Origin of the sequence: Pseudoalteromonas sp. A25 (assembly GCF_009176705.1) — a bacterium.
In the GTDB taxonomy this organism is placed as follows: Bacteria; Pseudomonadota; Gammaproteobacteria; order Enterobacterales; family Alteromonadaceae; genus Pseudoalteromonas.
Genome location: NZ_AP021846.1, coordinates 2,295,554 through 2,310,022 on the forward strand (window position 1 = coordinate 2,295,554; position 14,469 = coordinate 2,310,022).

General features: G+C 44.6%; 17 protein-coding genes. All 17 read right to left on the reverse strand.

Annotation, left to right across the window (positions count from 1 at the left end; translation table 11 throughout):
• Window positions 1–326 precede the first annotated feature (326 nt).
• The 17 genes from GDK41_RS09710 to GDK41_RS09790 all read right to left on the reverse strand — a co-directional run bounded on the left by GDK41_RS09710 (window position 327) and on the right by GDK41_RS09790 (window position 14,469).
• Entirely contained in the window at window positions 327–584 is a 258-nt protein-coding gene (locus GDK41_RS09710) for a phage tail assembly protein (protein ID WP_152086225.1), read from the reverse strand.
• Window positions 585–590: 6 nt separating this feature from the next.
• Window positions 591–1,100: a phage major tail tube protein gene (locus tag GDK41_RS09715; protein WP_152086226.1), complete on the reverse strand. Its 510-nt coding sequence runs from the start codon at window positions 1,098–1,100 to the stop codon at window positions 591–593.
• The gene (locus tag GDK41_RS09720) at window positions 1,100–2,434 is read right to left on the reverse strand and encodes a phage tail sheath subtilisin-like domain-containing protein (protein ID WP_152086227.1); all 1,335 of its coding nucleotides are present in this window, start codon (window positions 2,432–2,434) and stop codon (window positions 1,100–1,102) included. The genes GDK41_RS09715 and GDK41_RS09720 overlap by 1 nt, the downstream gene beginning before the upstream one ends.
• Before the next feature lie 145 nt (window positions 2,435–2,579).
• Window positions 2,580–2,915 (reverse strand): GPW/gp25 family protein, encoded by a 336-nt coding sequence (locus tag GDK41_RS09725; RefSeq protein WP_152086228.1) that lies wholly within the window; start codon window positions 2,913–2,915, stop codon window positions 2,580–2,582.
• A 15-nt stretch (window positions 2,916–2,930) separates the two neighbouring features.
• Window positions 2,931–3,230, reverse strand: a complete 300-nt coding sequence (locus GDK41_RS09730; protein ID WP_152086229.1) for a PAAR domain-containing protein — start codon at window positions 3,228–3,230, stop codon at window positions 2,931–2,933.
• A 3-nt stretch (window positions 3,231–3,233) separates the two neighbouring features.
• Entirely contained in the window at window positions 3,234–3,944 is a 711-nt protein-coding gene (locus GDK41_RS09735) for a phage baseplate assembly protein V (protein WP_152086230.1), read from the reverse strand.
• Window positions 3,934–4,542 carry a hypothetical protein gene (locus tag GDK41_RS09740; RefSeq protein ID WP_152086231.1) on the reverse strand — a complete coding sequence of 203 codons (609 nt, stop codon included), beginning with the start codon at window positions 4,540–4,542 and terminating at the stop codon, window positions 3,934–3,936. The genes GDK41_RS09735 and GDK41_RS09740 overlap by 11 nt, the downstream gene beginning before the upstream one ends.
• A 96-nt stretch (window positions 4,543–4,638) precedes the next feature.
• Window positions 4,639–4,992, reverse strand: coding sequence for a hypothetical protein (locus GDK41_RS09745; protein ID WP_152086232.1), 354 nt, complete (start codon window positions 4,990–4,992; stop codon window positions 4,639–4,641).
• 8 nt (window positions 4,993–5,000) lie between these two features.
• Window positions 5,001–5,735 (reverse strand): hypothetical protein, encoded by a 735-nt coding sequence (locus GDK41_RS09750; protein WP_152086233.1) that lies wholly within the window; start codon window positions 5,733–5,735, stop codon window positions 5,001–5,003.
• Between the two features lie 13 nt (window positions 5,736–5,748).
• Complete coding sequence (locus GDK41_RS09755) at window positions 5,749–6,309, reverse strand: phage tail-collar fiber domain-containing protein (RefSeq protein WP_152086234.1); 561 nt, start codon at window positions 6,307–6,309, stop codon at window positions 5,749–5,751.
• On the reverse strand, window positions 6,309–7,250 hold the full coding sequence (locus GDK41_RS09760) for a phage tail protein I (protein WP_152086235.1): 942 nt from the start codon (window positions 7,248–7,250) through the stop codon (window positions 6,309–6,311). The genes GDK41_RS09755 and GDK41_RS09760 overlap by 1 nt, the downstream gene beginning before the upstream one ends.
• Window positions 7,251–8,141, reverse strand: coding sequence for a baseplate assembly protein (locus GDK41_RS09765; protein WP_152086236.1), 891 nt, complete (start codon window positions 8,139–8,141; stop codon window positions 7,251–7,253). It lies immediately after the preceding gene.
• A gap of 816 nt (window positions 8,142–8,957) precedes the next feature.
• Complete coding sequence (locus tag GDK41_RS09770; protein ID WP_152086237.1) at window positions 8,958–9,485, reverse strand: hypothetical protein; 528 nt, start codon at window positions 9,483–9,485, stop codon at window positions 8,958–8,960.
• Window positions 9,486–9,496: 11 nt separating this feature from the next.
• Window positions 9,497–10,876 carry a hypothetical protein gene (locus GDK41_RS09775; RefSeq protein ID WP_152086238.1) on the reverse strand — a complete coding sequence of 460 codons (1,380 nt, stop codon included), beginning with the start codon at window positions 10,874–10,876 and terminating at the stop codon, window positions 9,497–9,499.
• A gap of 9 nt (window positions 10,877–10,885) precedes the next feature.
• Entirely contained in the window at window positions 10,886–11,203 is a 318-nt protein-coding gene (locus GDK41_RS09780; protein WP_152086239.1) for a hypothetical protein, read from the reverse strand.
• Between the two features lie 9 nt (window positions 11,204–11,212).
• Complete coding sequence (locus tag GDK41_RS09785; protein WP_152086240.1) at window positions 11,213–12,448, reverse strand: hypothetical protein; 1,236 nt, start codon at window positions 12,446–12,448, stop codon at window positions 11,213–11,215.
• A complete protein-coding gene (locus GDK41_RS09790) occupies window positions 12,448–14,469 on the reverse strand; it encodes a DUF4815 domain-containing protein (protein ID WP_152086241.1) in 2,022 nt (673 codons plus the stop codon). The genes GDK41_RS09785 and GDK41_RS09790 overlap by 1 nt, the downstream gene beginning before the upstream one ends.

Consider the following 14,469-nt stretch of genomic DNA (forward strand, 5'->3'; position numbering starts at 1 on the left):
AATGAGCGACGAGCCTGTGTTGGAAGTACCCGATAACCAAAGGAGGCTTGATTAGCACCTACAGGCGTGATGTTATTAACCTACAAAGAGGTTATTTTGATGTTGGTTTTTGTACTGCAAATAGCACTTCATCAATAATATTTGCAGTACAAAAAAAGGCAGGTAAAAACCTGCCTTTAAACACGGAGTCAAACGCTAGTTTGACTCCGTCGATTGTTTATAGTCTACGGCCGCTTCGAACCATTCGCATAGCTCAGGTTCGGTCAGCGCGTTTAACTCGTTTAAGCCCCACCCAGTATATTTAGCAAGGGCAATAACCATGGCTTTTAAGCGCTTGGGCGGGATACGAGAAAAGCCTGTAGCTTCTCGCGTAACTTGACAAAGTCACTCCAGTCAAGCTCTTCGATCACATCTGGAGAAACTTCACACAGATTTGCAAAATAGCGAATTTCGCTTTCTGACTCACTCAAGTCTGTTTTGTCCACCATTAAACGGTCACGTACTTTTGGTCGTCTCATTGTCAGCTGGGCATACTCATGCGCGTCGACCGTTACTGGGAAGTTCAGTTTAATGATATCTGTCATAATGTATTACGCTCCAATTGCAGCACGTAGCAGTGCCATTTGATCTTTACCGTTGATGATACGTGTATCGTTGTATAGGTCGATGTCGTAGATAACGTCTTGACCAATTTCAAGTTTGTACTTTTGAACCGCGTATTGAAGCGTTAGTTTTGCTTCTTCGCCATCTTTCCAATTACCCATTTCAACTTCTTTGAAGAAGCCTTCAAGTGTAACTTTAACTGGTACTGGCTCTTCGCCTTGTGCTTGAATTGCACCACGCGCTGTAAGTGGTGTTGTTTTACCACTCCAGTCGCCTAGTAGCTTCATCATGTCAGCGTTGTACTCAAGTAACGTTACTGAGCCTTCAAGCTTTTCAAGCTGACCTACATCAAGCTCGATTGGCGCTTGAAAACCTGACGTCACTTCGCGCGTTTTTACCGTTACTTTTGGTAATGTGATTTCGTCAGCAATACCTAAGTAGCCTTTACCATCAACGAATAACTTGAATTTTTTTAAGATTTTAGGAGACATTGCCATTATACGATTTCCTCTAGGTAGTTGTTGGTAAGAATGCTCTTGAAGGTGATATGCTCAGCAGGCGTTGGTGGTGTAAAGTCAAAGCTAAAGAACACTTTACCTGCTTGGATGTTTTCAGGTGTATTCAAATCAGCGTCAGCCCAAATTTGGCCACCTAGGATTGCACCTTGTGCTTTTAAGCTGTCAAGGTATGACTGCACGCTTTGCGTTACATCTTCGATGTAAGTTTTAGTGATGTTACGGTCTACAGCCCACATGTGAGCACGTAATAATGAATCGTTGATCATATCCGCAGTACGTACTACTGATAGGAATGCCCATTTAGGGTCATCAGAACAAGTGCGGTTACCCCATAACTTAAAGCCGTTTTGACGGATAATGGTCGCCACTTCGCTTTCGTTTAATAGGTTAGCACGTGCATTGGCATCACCTAGCTGGAAGTCAATTGGACGCTCAGTCGCTACAATACCATTCATATTGGTATTACTTGGGCTCCACCAGAAACCTCTGTCGTTATCTGATTTTGCAATCATACCGGCAACACGCGCACTGGCAGGTTCAACAACCGATTTACCGTCACGGAATACTTTAACTGCAGGGTCTACAACAAAAACACGACGCGAACCAAAGTCTTTACGGTATGCTTTTGCCGCGTTGTCGTCTGTGCTAGGACCATCAGCAATAATAACCGCACGTAAACGCTCAGCGATACCGACCATATCAGCAACAACTGGGTTTTTCTCTGTTCCGTTCTTTTGATGTGTATAGCCTGGAGCGACTAAGATACGTGGCGCAACACCTACTACAGACTCAGCGCCCAAGAACGCTTGCATACCTGTGTAAGCACCTTCACTATCAACACCACCTATGATGTTGTTTGTTACTGTGGCTTCATCACCATCTGCAACACGAACAACAATAACCACAGCACCAGCTTGGTCGAAAATGCCATCAATCGCAGGTACTAGTGAACCTTTAAGGCCGTACTCTACATCAGTGATTGATTTTTCAACTTTTGCTTTAATCGCTTTAAGCTCATCAGCTGTTGGCTCAACGTCGCCATTTGCTGCCTTATGAGCAGCCACCGCTTGTGCTTCTGCTTCTGCGTGTAATGTTGCCAAACGTGCTTTAAAATCAGCATTGTCTGGACTAACTAACTTAGCGGCTTCTGCTCGTTTACCTGCAATCAATACAGGTGTATTAAGTGGAAATGCTTCTTCATCAGCGAAAGGGGCAGTACCTACAACACCAATTACTGAGCTTTTTACTGTTTTGATTGGACGAGTGCCTGATTGCGCCTCGATCACCTCTACACCATGTAGAAATTGTGACATATGATTCTCCTTTAAGGGTATGTCAGTTAGAAACAAAAAAACCACGCAAAGCGTGGTTTTAAGATTTAAAAAATAAATGGGTGATTAAGCCCAGTTTGTTTGCTGTTTGACCAATAGTATTAAACAGTGCTTAATAAAATTGGCGTTAAATTTGAATGCCCTCAATTAACACGGGCTCGCCGTTAATTAAATAAAGGCCATTTATATCAATCGATAACTTACCGCTACCAGCAGGATGCACGGCAACTGATTCAAGACGAAAACGTGGCTCCCACTTTTCGAGCCCCTCTGATATAGCAAGCGTAATATCCCCCACCAGTGAGGTAGAAAAGGGTCTGTCAAGCAAGTCGAATAAACCACAGCCATAGTCGCGGCGCATTACTCTGCTACCCAGTGGCGTAGTTACTATGTCGCGAATACTTTGCTTTAAATGGTCAACCCCTGAAAGCGGTCGACCCGTTTGTGCGTTCATACCTATCATATTTTGCCTCTTTAACTAACCACCGACAGTAAAACTGCCCTCACCTAGCGCCATTTTGCCGCCGCAATTGGTTGAATCACCTATCCGTGCAACTGCTTTACCTGCGATGGTAAAAGTACCCGCGCCTTGTGCGATTTTTTTAGCAATGTGCTTGGTTTTAGGGTCAGCTATCATACTGTGGGTGCTAATTGGGTCGTCTACACGTAAAACGGGTTTACCCGCCACCGTAAAACTGCCTTGTGTTGCACTGGCGGTGCCTGGCAAAAACCCCACATGTACATTGGTCAAGTGACCATCTAGTGATATGGCTGGCATGACTTACTCCTGCGCACTGATGTTGCTGCCGTTGAGCTTAAGTGTTGCTGCTGCTTTTACGGCCACATTACCACCTGTAGATTCAATATTTACCACATCACCTTTGAGGTTAAGTGCATCCGTTGCCGTAACAGAAATGCTTCCTGTATTGGTGGTCAAGTTAGCATCGCCATTTTCAACCGTGATATTGGCGTTTTCTGTAACCGTAACATTTGCGTTGTTTCTCACAATCACATTAAGGTCGTTATCGCACTCCAAAATAATATCTTTGGCAGATTTAAGTTTGATAACCGCGGTATCTTCTTTGACGTCAATTAAGTATTGATGCTTGTTGCGGTCATACTCGACCATGGAGCCATCTTGGTATTTAGTACGCTGCACGTTAATACGCTCTTCTTTGGCAACATCGCTCACCACTTTGTCGATATTGTGCTCTTGTTGATACACACTCCCCAAGACCACACCTTGGGCTAAATCACCACAAGGTGCCAATACCATCACTTGCTCCCCAACTTCAGGGGCTTGCCAAGTCATATCGTTAAACGCTTGATTGGTCAGCCAAGGCAGCCAAGTAGTAAGCCAATCGCCAATTTTGACCCGCACCTTGGCTGTTTCGTAATCCACCTCATTCACAGTGCCAAGCGATATCAACTTTGCCAATCGGCTTTGCATATCTGCCTGTGCTAGATTACTTTGCAGCGAATTAGCCAGCATTGTTCACCTCCGCTATCACAACGTCACCCTCGGCATTTACCGTTGCCACATGATGATGTACGCCACCTTGTGGACCTAAATACACATCAGTAATAGTCGGCCCAGGTAACTCTTCTGGTGGCTCAACTTGATAGTAAAACTCCCAAACTAGAGTCGCTTTGCCCGCCATCGGCTCACTTTGCGTGCTAAAAGTAAATTCGGCATCTTTAGCAATAAAATACTGCCAAGGAACGGGCACACCGTCTGCCTGCATCAAGGCTTCACCAGTATCAATCACAGTATCCAAACGCTTTAGCAGCGCGATGCTATCGGCATCTTTTGCTTCGATGTCTAGTTGCAGTTTTAGCACTCGTCTATCGAGTGGATTTGGGCTTAAGTTTTTGTTCGACGTAGGCCCATAGGTAACGCCTGACGCGCTCCCTGTTGTTTGCAACTCACTGGCTTGACGTTCGGATATCAGCGTGACACAAAGCTGCGCCACTTGCGTTAAGTCTGGGTTTGGCATTGTCGGTTTTATTAAATCAACCTGTGCGATGCCTTGAAGTCCAGACGTCAGGTACTCTTGCACCTTTTCAACTAGGGTACTGCGATGATTCATAGTGATTCTCTGATATAAATGCTCAGCCTTCTAAAAGTAACAATGGCTGGAGGATTAACGGCGGACGATGTGCCCGAAGAGGGTTAAATAGTTTAACTATGGTTTTGCTAATATTTCACTGACACCTAACGCGCGAGCTTCAATCTCTTGAACAACGTTATCTATGCCTTTTTGCTGATACGGAAAAGTAACAATCCCTTGCTCTGTTTTTTGAGCAAACTGGCCAATTATTGAATTTGATTCAGATGCTGCACCTTTCACTTCTTCTAGTGAAGTCGCCTCTGCTAGCTTAGTTGTTAGCTTGGCAAATTCTACCAATAAAATATGGCATGTATCCGACACGGTACCCAGCAAAGACTCATGATCTGCGACGTTGATTTTGATCTGACCGCGCTTCACTTGCTTTTCAAGATCTAAAATTGCTTGTTCTGATAAAGGTTGATATTCCATAGTGCCCCCTAAGCATCAATTCCAGGATAATTAACGACTCGGTCGATTGAAAAATAGCTATTCCCGCCAAATTCAAGAATGTTCTGAGGCTGTAACCCTTCGCCTTGCTTTGGTGATACGACGTGATTCCTAAATCGCACAAATAGTTGGCTATAAGGATGAAGACCTGAAATTCTTATGGAGTTAATATCATATACTCTTGCACCATCCCACCAGCCTCCTGTCCCCTGTATCGTTAAGTTCTTAGCTGCTATTTCTTCGTTAATTTGCTCACTGGTCGCTTCAGAGTTAGCCAAAATGAACTCTACAGATGAACGAGACCAGTCGTTAACATACTTTCCTGGCTCTTCATAGTATCCAGGTTCCGACGAATAAACATTAACCGTATGAACTTTGGTCAACTTCAGCGGCGCTGGATATGTATGATACCCTTTGTTTGTGACGGGTACTTTAACCCACTGTGTTTGTGTTTCATTATTGGGATCAATAGCGGGTTCTAATGACGCTTTTGAATGCTGAACGCGGTCATAGTAGCTAATAATCTGATTTGCATGACTATTTCCAAATTCTAATATTGCTTTATCAATATTTTGATTTGCTTGCGCAATTACACCATCAACCTCACCCATCTTGGTCGATACAGTACTGTTAATCTGACCAATTTGGTCTTGTACCGTTTGAGTTAAATTATCCGCAGCGGTCACTACATCGGTTAAGCGCTGCGTCATCGTTTTTTCTGACATGAAAACTCCTTAATTATTGAGCTTGCTCTAAAGCCACTAAACGCAGCTCTTGTTCGATTTGCCTTTGCATGGTGTTGAGCTGTACTAGCGCCATATCGGCCAGCTCTCTATCCACAATGATATTGAGGTTGTCGACCCCTACTTTTACTTCGACACTATTGGATGGAATTTGCGCTAAAGACAAAGTCAGCCATTGCAACACCTTCACATCAGGAGTGCGATAACCCAGTGTGGTATTTTCTTGTGAGTACACGCCCAATAAGATCAGCTCAGGCTCGCCCTCACCGCTGTGATCAGGCGATTCGATAAATACGCCAATTTCACGAATGGCGTACTCTAATGGCGCATCAAACTTAGCGGCAATTTTTAGCTCGCTGGTTTCACCATCGCTGTAATCGGTATCAACAATGGCAACACGTTCTTTTTCGCCTTTTAGGGCTGTTTGTGTTTTGCTTGGTGTGTAAGCGGCATCACCAAAGGCCATATGACTAATTTTGCCTTTAAAGCCGCGCTGTGTAGCGCTGAGCAAGGCGTTTAGTCCCGCTTGAGTAAACTGCAAGGTTAATGCAGACATTAAGTCGCTCCTTGTAACGTTAAATGATTAAATTGAATGCGTGTTAGCAGTGCCGCAATACCTTGAGAGATTGCCCCAGGTTCAGGTTCTACCCCTAACCACGCAGCCTGATATTCACAACTCGCAATGGCGCTGTTACCGCCAAGGGCTACGCCCCATGAAGCTTTTGATCTTGGCGGGCTAATGCCTTTAAACTGCGCCTGTTTATCAATCGCAGCAATACCTTGTTTTGTACCTAAACCTGCAGTTAAAAATCCGTTTGCGCTGTTGGGCCTAACGCCCTTAAACTGTGCCTGTTTATCACTTGCACCCACGCCAATTTTTGCGCCCAACACAGCACCAGAAAACAGCGCGCCGTCATCTGGGTGTACGCCGTTAAATGCCCCATCCTTGCGGGCAAGTCCAATCCCTGCACCACTAAACAACCCGGTACCAAATTGCTCTTTCAACGAAATGCCTAATTGCACTTCAACGTGCACTGATGCACGCTTGGCGGTATCTACAATGCGTTTAACCTGCGCTAGCATCGCTTTGGTAAGCAAACCTTGCGCGTTGGTATCGAGGTTTTGATTCACGAGCGCCTGTACCAGCACTGTGCCCCGTTGTGAGCCTTCGCTTTGCCACCACTCTTGAATATCAGTTTCAATGCCTAAACTATCGAGGGCTTTTTTGAGTGCGTACGGGGTAGCCTTATAACGATGTACTTCAAAGGCGTCGCTTATTACTTGGCGTTTGTTTTTCTCGCTCCACGCATCATTCCAGTCATCCACCGAGAGTGACCAAGCCAGCCATGGTAATAACGGCGCTGGGCACTTTTGTGGGTGCCAAATATCGCAAAGTAACTGAGTTTGCTCTGGATAAGTTAACAACTGCGTAAGTGCGTTAAGTAATTTGCTGGCATTACTAGGTAGTAACTTGGGCAAGTTAGCAAAATTATCCATTTACTCCCCCAAAGCCACGTGGGTATTTACTTTTATGCGCTCGCACAGTGCAACCTCATCGGCCGCCACCACAATATCCTCTGATGGGCTGATAATTTGCCCGCTTTCAACCCCCGGCTGATTAAGCGCTGCAAACAGCCCCATTTGATTTATATCTCTACCTAACAAACTTTGTTTTGCTAGATACTGTGCAAGCGCAGCTCTGACCGTTTGCTCAACTGCCGATGCAGCAGGCCCTGGTGCAATATTTATCGACACCTCTAAATCAAAACGCTTTAGCTGTGGGCCAGAGATTGTCACTCTATCGCCTAGCGGGCGTACTTTTGACGCCTCTTTGGCAATGTTGCCATCGATGGTTAATCCAAAGTGTTGATGTAAGGTATTCATCAAATCAGTTGATGGCACCCCATCTTGCTCGTGGCTTAAAATAGTTAGGTGAATATCACAAGGCTCTGGGCTTGTTACATATACATCTTTTACCCGAGAATCAGCAGACAAAGCATGAAATTGATAGGCTTGCTTACTGCCTGCGGTATTTAACCCTTCAAACACCATTTGAATACGCCGACGAAAACGCTCATCCGATTCATCGGCTTGTCTAGCTAAATTGTACCTTGCAGCAATCGCCTCTAAATCATTACCTGTAGCACTTGCTAACATATTGCCCTTGATAGCGTTGTTTAATTTGCTATCGAACAGCGTTTGTTGATATGCCATCATTTCAAGCAATACCGACATAGGCTCTGACTCTAAGCTCAATGCGTCTTTATACTGTGGGTATTGTTCCAGCAGTTTTTGCTTTAGCTGTGATAGCTTTTGTTCAAAATCCAACTCTGTAATGGTGTCAGGTAACGGCACCTTAGACATATCTAATAAATTAAAAACGCGCATATGCACCTCTGACGCCAATAAAAAAGCCCACTTTTAAAAAGTGGGCTTAATTGCTTGGATAATGGAACTGTTAAGGTAAATGCTTATGTTTAAGCATTTAGTTAATCATTCAGTATATGTGTATCTTACTGATTTTTAGCGTTTAAAACAGGTCAATGCTGACCTGAGTTAAAGGCTTAAATTGGTTCATCGTCTTTGTAACCTACCCTGTCATTCTGATTAAAGTCAGAATAACGATGTTAGTTAAGAGTGACGGAATGCTTTGTTCTGCCCAAATAAAAAAGCCTACCAGAGTAGGTAGGCTTAAAATGCAAGTTGGGACATTAAACTGTATGTTAACTCGGTTGAGAAACTCGGTTGAGAAACTCGGTTGAGAAACTCAAGTGAGTTAAGTAATCAGCATATGTGTATCTTACTGATTTTTAGCGTTTAAAACAGGTCAATGCTGACCTGAGTTAAAGATATAAATCTGTTCATAGCCTTTGTGAGCAGAGTCGTTTTGAACCGTGATACCCCAAATAAAAAAGGCCTACCCAAATGGGTAGGCCAAAAACTCAAAGATGGGAATACAACTGTGTATTAACTCGGTTGAGAAACTCGGTTGATAAACTCGGTTGAGAAACTCGGTTGATAAACTCGGTTGAGAAACTCGTTTGATAAACTCGGTTGAAGAATGCAGTTGAGATACTCAGCTGAGTTAATTAATCAGCTTATGTGTATCTTACTGATTTTTAGCGTTTAAAACAGGTCAACTCTGACCTTAAATGAATATTTAAATCACGCTGCTGTCATTTTTACAAAGATCAGAATATAACGTTAAGCTGCGGTTTGCGCCTGCCTTATTACGTAAAAGGTAATACTAGTGGCACGAAAGCGAGGCTGCGCAAACTCTTCATTAAGTAGTGCTTGTGACACTTCAAAACGACCCGACGTAGGAAAGTTAAACGTTGCACTAAACTGGCCATTTTGCACTTCAATAGGAAAGTACACACGGCGACCATCATCGCGTAGCACCGGTACTAAAAATGACTCATCAGCAATATCTAGCAGCCCTGTTAAAGTGACATTCTGTCCTTCAGCCACAGTCACTTTAATCGCATCTAGCGACTCGAAATTGCTTGGAACTTTTAACGCCCCATCAATAGCTTGCAATGTAACCGCTTTAAGTTCTGGCGTGGTTCGTTGCTCAAGTTCTTCTTCACGCGCTTGTTCTTGAGCTTGATATTCCATATACCAAAGCTGCGCTTGTTGTTTAGACTCCCAACGCTCCCCCGTCTCTGGGTGGGTTAGTAAATACGTGCCATGCAAATAGATGGCTTGTTTTGTATCGCTCCAATTAAACATGTGATTCCTCCTTATGCGTAATAAACACGGTAAAGCGCAGTCTCAACGGGACTACTACCGCTGTAATAAAACTTAACCTTTTGAAATACAAGTATTGCTCGATGTATGGGAGAAAACCCAACCATCTGCGGATGAAATTGAGTGTCGTAAGTACTGTGTCCTTGATTATTGTTGTTAGCAGGAGTCACGCTTTCAATTGTTGCTTTAATTGGTAAATCAGTTCCAGGTAGATGAACTCGGCTTTTAAAGCTTCTGGTAAATAATAAATTATCTGTCCTGCCGGCATATGAACTTATCCTGTTGCGAGCTAATTTTTGAGTTGGAACCGGATCCAAAACCTTATAAGTATTATTCCGGTAACTTAAGTCACGTAAGACAGCTGGGCGATACACTTGAAGATAAGCGAGGCTCGCACCATAACCTGTAGAGGAACTCAAGTTAACACTATTCGCTGAGTTTGGTTGAATGACCAAATCATGCAGTGCCACTAAGTTATTTTGTGCAGCCCATTGCGAAAACTCACTTTCACTGGCAAAAGTTTGGTCAAGCTTTTTTTGCCACGCCATACCATCAAACACATGCAATAACTCTGAGTCCACCACATACAACTCCCTTGTTTGCGGTGATTGATATACTTTGAAGTAATCAACATTGTGACTGGATAGCACATTTAGCTCATTTTTCTTGTAAAGCGAGAGTAGCTTCGTGTCATTTTGATAAGTAAATAAATGCGTAAGCTTATCTGTATTGACAAAGAAACCGATATAATTGGCATTATTTGAACTGGATAACGAGGTTGCGCGCTGCGACTGTTTCACTACTCCCTGAGGATCTATTTCTAAAATGACTGCGGGGTTATTTGAGTTGGTTTGCGCCCCGCCATCGTAGTACAAATGGAATGTATCTGTATCATAGTTCACTAAACTAATCGCATTGTATGCACCGTAGTTCTGATTTACGTCCTTTATTAATGCGGCAGTATTATCATAGTAATCAAATACAAAGTGCATTTCGCCAAGTTTACGCTCAGGTTCACTTAACTTCTTCGGTAACCCTTCAAGTTTTCCCTCTACATTGGTCACTAAGCTTGATGTGATCTCATTAAACTTAGTCTCAAGTTCAGGCAACAAACCAAGATTATCACTTTGCTCCAATAATTTTGCTTGTAACTCTTTTACAACGTCACTGGCACTAGTTAGGTGCTCTGTCGCCTCTCCCAAGTGCTCTTGCGCCACAGCCACAATCGCGGCTTCCAAATTCGCACTACTTGATAATTTTTGGATGGCATTGCTAACTAAGGTTTGCTCTTCTGCGCTGAGTTTTTCATTACTGCGCATTTTGTCGACCAAGTGGTCGACCATTTCCTGAATGGCGTTATTAATCGTTGCCATAATGTCCTCTTAAAGTGGGTAGATGGTTTCACCAAGCAGGTGATTGATTTTTTGCTTTCGATGTAGCTCGTGGTGGGCCGCTTGTTGCTGACTTATCAGTACTTTTAGCTCTGCCAGTTTTGCGTCACTACTAAGTGCTTGCTGTGCAAGTGCTAACTGTTGTTGCGTAAGCGCCTCTTGGTGTTGATTGAGGCCCTGTGCATGAGCCTCTACATCGGTATCAATTTGTGTCAGTGCTTGAATTAGCCTTAACACATCTTGTTCAAGCAAATTGCTAGGATGAGGAAGCGGGTAATCACGCTTGGGTGTTTTAATTTCAACGCTCATACTTGCTCCTTAAGTTGAAAATGCGCGTAGGTTTTTCACTCTCGGGCGATGTGCTTCATTGCCGCGTAATACCAATTTCAGTCGTACCCGCTTTAATAAGCTTTCATCTGGTGTATTGGTGCCTTCGCTGAAAGTGTGCTGGTAATCAAATTGCTTCCATCCTCCTTCGCTGACTGAAGACTTACTCAACGCAATGAGGATGGGTTCTGGCTGACTATCATCTAATAAGTACACTTCTATTGCTGCAGCGCCTTCGAGTACCGCATCAAAGCTCACCGTAAATTGACCACCACTATGGCAGCTGATCTCACGAGTGATATAGTCGGCGCTTTGCTCAACCTCACCCAGTGCACATTGGCTGCCTGCAAACAACACCGGGCTTAGCGTGTCGGTGCCCGTTAAATTGGCGCTCACATTGAGGGTTTTACCAATCAGCTTTTGCTTAAGCTGACGTGGCGACCACTCTTGCGCGCGTTCTAAGATGTTGTCACTGCCAGCTACTTTAAAGGTAAAGTCAACATCTGTTTGTGAGCTTGGTCGCTGCACAACCGCCAGTGCCATGAGATCGCTAACGCTTTGTGCGGTAACGCTCCCTAAATCAACACTGTGTGTATGTTGAGTAAACTTGGCGGCTTTTAGTTTAAAGGTTAAGTCTTTGTTTTGATGTGGCGTCCAGGTACTGGCATTGCTTGATGACAACAATACACCTACTTGATAAGGCTGGCTGGTTACCCACCCATGTTGTTGGTCAAACTGACCGAGTTCTGCAATCGCTACCTCATGTTGCGCCCCATCTGTCAACACCACAATGGCGTATTCTTGCCCAGCTTGTAAAAACACCGGGGTAAACTCAAACAAAGTGGCAGCACCTATCAAAATATCATCGCTGGCTACTCGGCTTTGTGCTAACACCGTTTGCGTCGGTATGCCTTGCACTACCTCACGAATCTGTACTTGTACAGACTCATCTCCTTTGTCTGTAAAATACAATTCAACCGCCGCTATAAATCGGCTTTGCTGCAAGGTAAAGGTTTGTGCCAGTGGGTCAAAACGTTGCGTGGTAATGGTTGTTACTTGTGCTAGGGTTTCGGTACGAATTTGACCACTGCCCGTGTAGGTTGCGAACCCTTGTGAACCATGCTCTCCCTTGCCTTGAAACACCACGGTTTTTTCACCCGCGGGGATCGTTTGTGCGGGGATCGTAAATCGACCCGATAGTTCCCCGTTTTCATTTGCTGTGATCATCACGCTTCCTCCGCCACTAATTCAATGCCATCAAACAACACCCTCTCAAGTTGCTCATTTTTACCAAAGCCAGTGATTGTAAAGTGCACAGTTCTTTGACGTAAAAACTCTGCCTGTTGGGTTTGTACTCCCACGCGCTGGGTGTCTACTCGCGTTACAATGCGCTGAACCAAACCACCACCTCGCGTAAAGCGACGCGTAATTGGGCTACTCCAGCGCTGACGAGTCTCTGTCCAGTGATCGACATTCGGTGTTAAAGTCACTTGCGCAGGAACGGGCTCAAATGCCTGATAAGGATTCACCTTCATTGACCCCGTGCGCTTTGGTTGAGTAAGCACATCTTCTAGCGCATAAGGTAATAATTGCGTTTGCTCTGCTTCAAGTGGCTCCACTTTTGGCGTAATTGGTAACGTGAGTTCACCATCAATGATGGCGGCATTTTGATCTCTACCTTGGTCGCGCAAGCCATCGTCTAAAAATGGGTCAACAAATACGCCATATTTACTGGCAGACTCTTGCGAGTTGGCGTCATTGCGCAGGCGTTCAATGGCAAGCAACTGATATAAATCGCGAATTTGGTGCTGCATGTTTTGCAAGTCCAGCATGCTCACCGCTTGAATCGCCACCGACTCAATTCGCGGCGCCGTGCCATCCCATGCTTGATACACATATGCCAAAGGCAGATGCTGCTCTGGGGCGGCTGGCGGCTGTGGATACTCCAGTGCCGATGCGCCTTTTATTCGCTCAACAACGCCTTGTTTGGTCATGACAAATAAATCAATTCGAGGGTTAAACCTCTGATAATCTATTTCTATTTCGTCTGTTAGAATCGTCTCATCAGCACCAATATCCGATGTGTCAATTCTAAAGTGGGTTTGTGTTTGCTCTTTGGCATTAACAACTCGAGCGTAAACATAAGTCACCTGATAGCTACTGCCAGCGGGTGGTCTCTCTTTAGGACCATCAAGCAACCAAACAATATGATTGTCTTCTTGCTTGAAGTCTTGGCCTTCAACGTACTCAGTGTTGTTATACGTGACTTTTTCAATATGCGTCACGCCCGTATTGTGAAAACTCTTATCGCGAAGTTGTCCGGCTTCTCTGCTCAAGTTGCGAGTAGTGCGAATATCAATACTAGCGCGGTCTACCTGTTTTAAAGGCGCAAAGTCAACTTTTGCCCATAACCCTTCTTTGCCCTCAACTGGCGAGAGGCTTGTTTTTTCGGCGCCAATCACTTGCACATCTGGGTTTGCTGGTAGCGTCACTGGCAAAGCCATCGCGTAGTTTAATTCAAACCCCGCAATATGGGCTTTACCCGACTGTAAGCTAAAGTGTTGTTCGCCATTGTCGGTTTTAATGTAATGTAGGCCCAAGCCTGCTACAACGTAGTTACCCCCGTTTGACTCTCTATCGTATCGCGCTAATGCACTTGAAATTGAATCAACCTGCGCAGGGGCTTCTTTGATCTCCAGCACGCCTTGGTTTATTTGGTAGATAGGGTAAAACTCAGTATTAGCAGCTTGCGCCCCTGCTAACAGCCCCCAGCGACCCATTACTTGCAGGCGCGCTGCACCTGCTTCGTTGAAGTTATGATGCACTGTTGGTGAACCTTCACCAGCGGGGTCTCGCAATTCAACATCTTGCTCTTCAGTGATAACGGTACTATCTAAAAAAACGCCAACCACGGTGTCTTTACTAATATCTAGCTCAAGTGTGGCTTCTGGGATTGCTCTGATGGCACCACGAATATATACAGACGCGGCAGCAAGCCTTGCGCGTGCGCCATCATTGTCTTGCTCAACTTTAACGCCGCCACCCGAGACAATATTGCCATCTTTTAGTAAAGCGTCTGCTACACCTTTAACCTGATGGGCCACTTGGTGCTGTACATCATTAAGCTCTCGGCTTTGCAGACCTTTGCCGGCGCGAAACAGGATATGTTCGTACTGTTTGTTGGCATCAAACTTTTGGTAGTAATCAGGATGCTCTGCCCTGATTTGATCATAAATATGTGGTTGCAT

Coding starts and splice junctions, on each gene's coding strand:
- GDK41_RS09710 (WP_152086225.1), bottom strand. CDS start 584: ATGACAGATATCATTAAACTGAACTTCCCAGTAACGGTCGACGCGCAT.
- GDK41_RS09715 (WP_152086226.1), bottom strand. CDS start 1,100: ATGGCAATGTCTCCTAAAATCTTAAAAAAATTCAAGTTATTCGTTGAT.
- GDK41_RS09720 (WP_152086227.1), bottom strand. CDS start 2,434: ATGTCACAATTTCTACATGGTGTAGAGGTGATCGAGGCGCAATCAGGC.
- GDK41_RS09725 (WP_152086228.1), bottom strand. CDS start 2,915: ATGATAGGTATGAACGCACAAACGGGTCGACCGCTTTCAGGGGTTGAC.
- GDK41_RS09730 (WP_152086229.1), bottom strand. CDS start 3,230: ATGCCAGCCATATCACTAGATGGTCACTTGACCAATGTACATGTGGGG.
- GDK41_RS09735 (WP_152086230.1), bottom strand. CDS start 3,944: ATGCTGGCTAATTCGCTGCAAAGTAATCTAGCACAGGCAGATATGCAA.
- GDK41_RS09740 (WP_152086231.1), bottom strand. CDS start 4,542: ATGAATCATCGCAGTACCCTAGTTGAAAAGGTGCAAGAGTACCTGACG.
- GDK41_RS09745 (WP_152086232.1), bottom strand. CDS start 4,992: ATGGAATATCAACCTTTATCAGAACAAGCAATTTTAGATCTTGAAAAG.
- GDK41_RS09750 (WP_152086233.1), bottom strand. CDS start 5,735: ATGTCAGAAAAAACGATGACGCAGCGCTTAACCGATGTAGTGACCGCT.
- GDK41_RS09755 (WP_152086234.1), bottom strand. CDS start 6,309: ATGTCTGCATTAACCTTGCAGTTTACTCAAGCGGGACTAAACGCCTTG.
- GDK41_RS09760 (WP_152086235.1), bottom strand. CDS start 7,250: ATGGATAATTTTGCTAACTTGCCCAAGTTACTACCTAGTAATGCCAGC.
- GDK41_RS09765 (WP_152086236.1), bottom strand. CDS start 8,141: ATGCGCGTTTTTAATTTATTAGATATGTCTAAGGTGCCGTTACCTGAC.
- GDK41_RS09770 (WP_152086237.1), bottom strand. CDS start 9,485: ATGTTTAATTGGAGCGATACAAAACAAGCCATCTATTTGCATGGCACG.
- GDK41_RS09775 (WP_152086238.1), bottom strand. CDS start 10,876: ATGGCAACGATTAATAACGCCATTCAGGAAATGGTCGACCACTTGGTC.
- GDK41_RS09780 (WP_152086239.1), bottom strand. CDS start 11,203: ATGAGCGTTGAAATTAAAACACCCAAGCGTGATTACCCGCTTCCTCAT.
- GDK41_RS09785 (WP_152086240.1), bottom strand. CDS start 12,448: ATGATCACAGCAAATGAAAACGGGGAACTATCGGGTCGATTTACGATC.
- GDK41_RS09790 (WP_152086241.1), bottom strand. CDS start 14,469: ATGCAACCACATATTTATGATCAAATCAGGGCAGAGCATCCTGATTAC.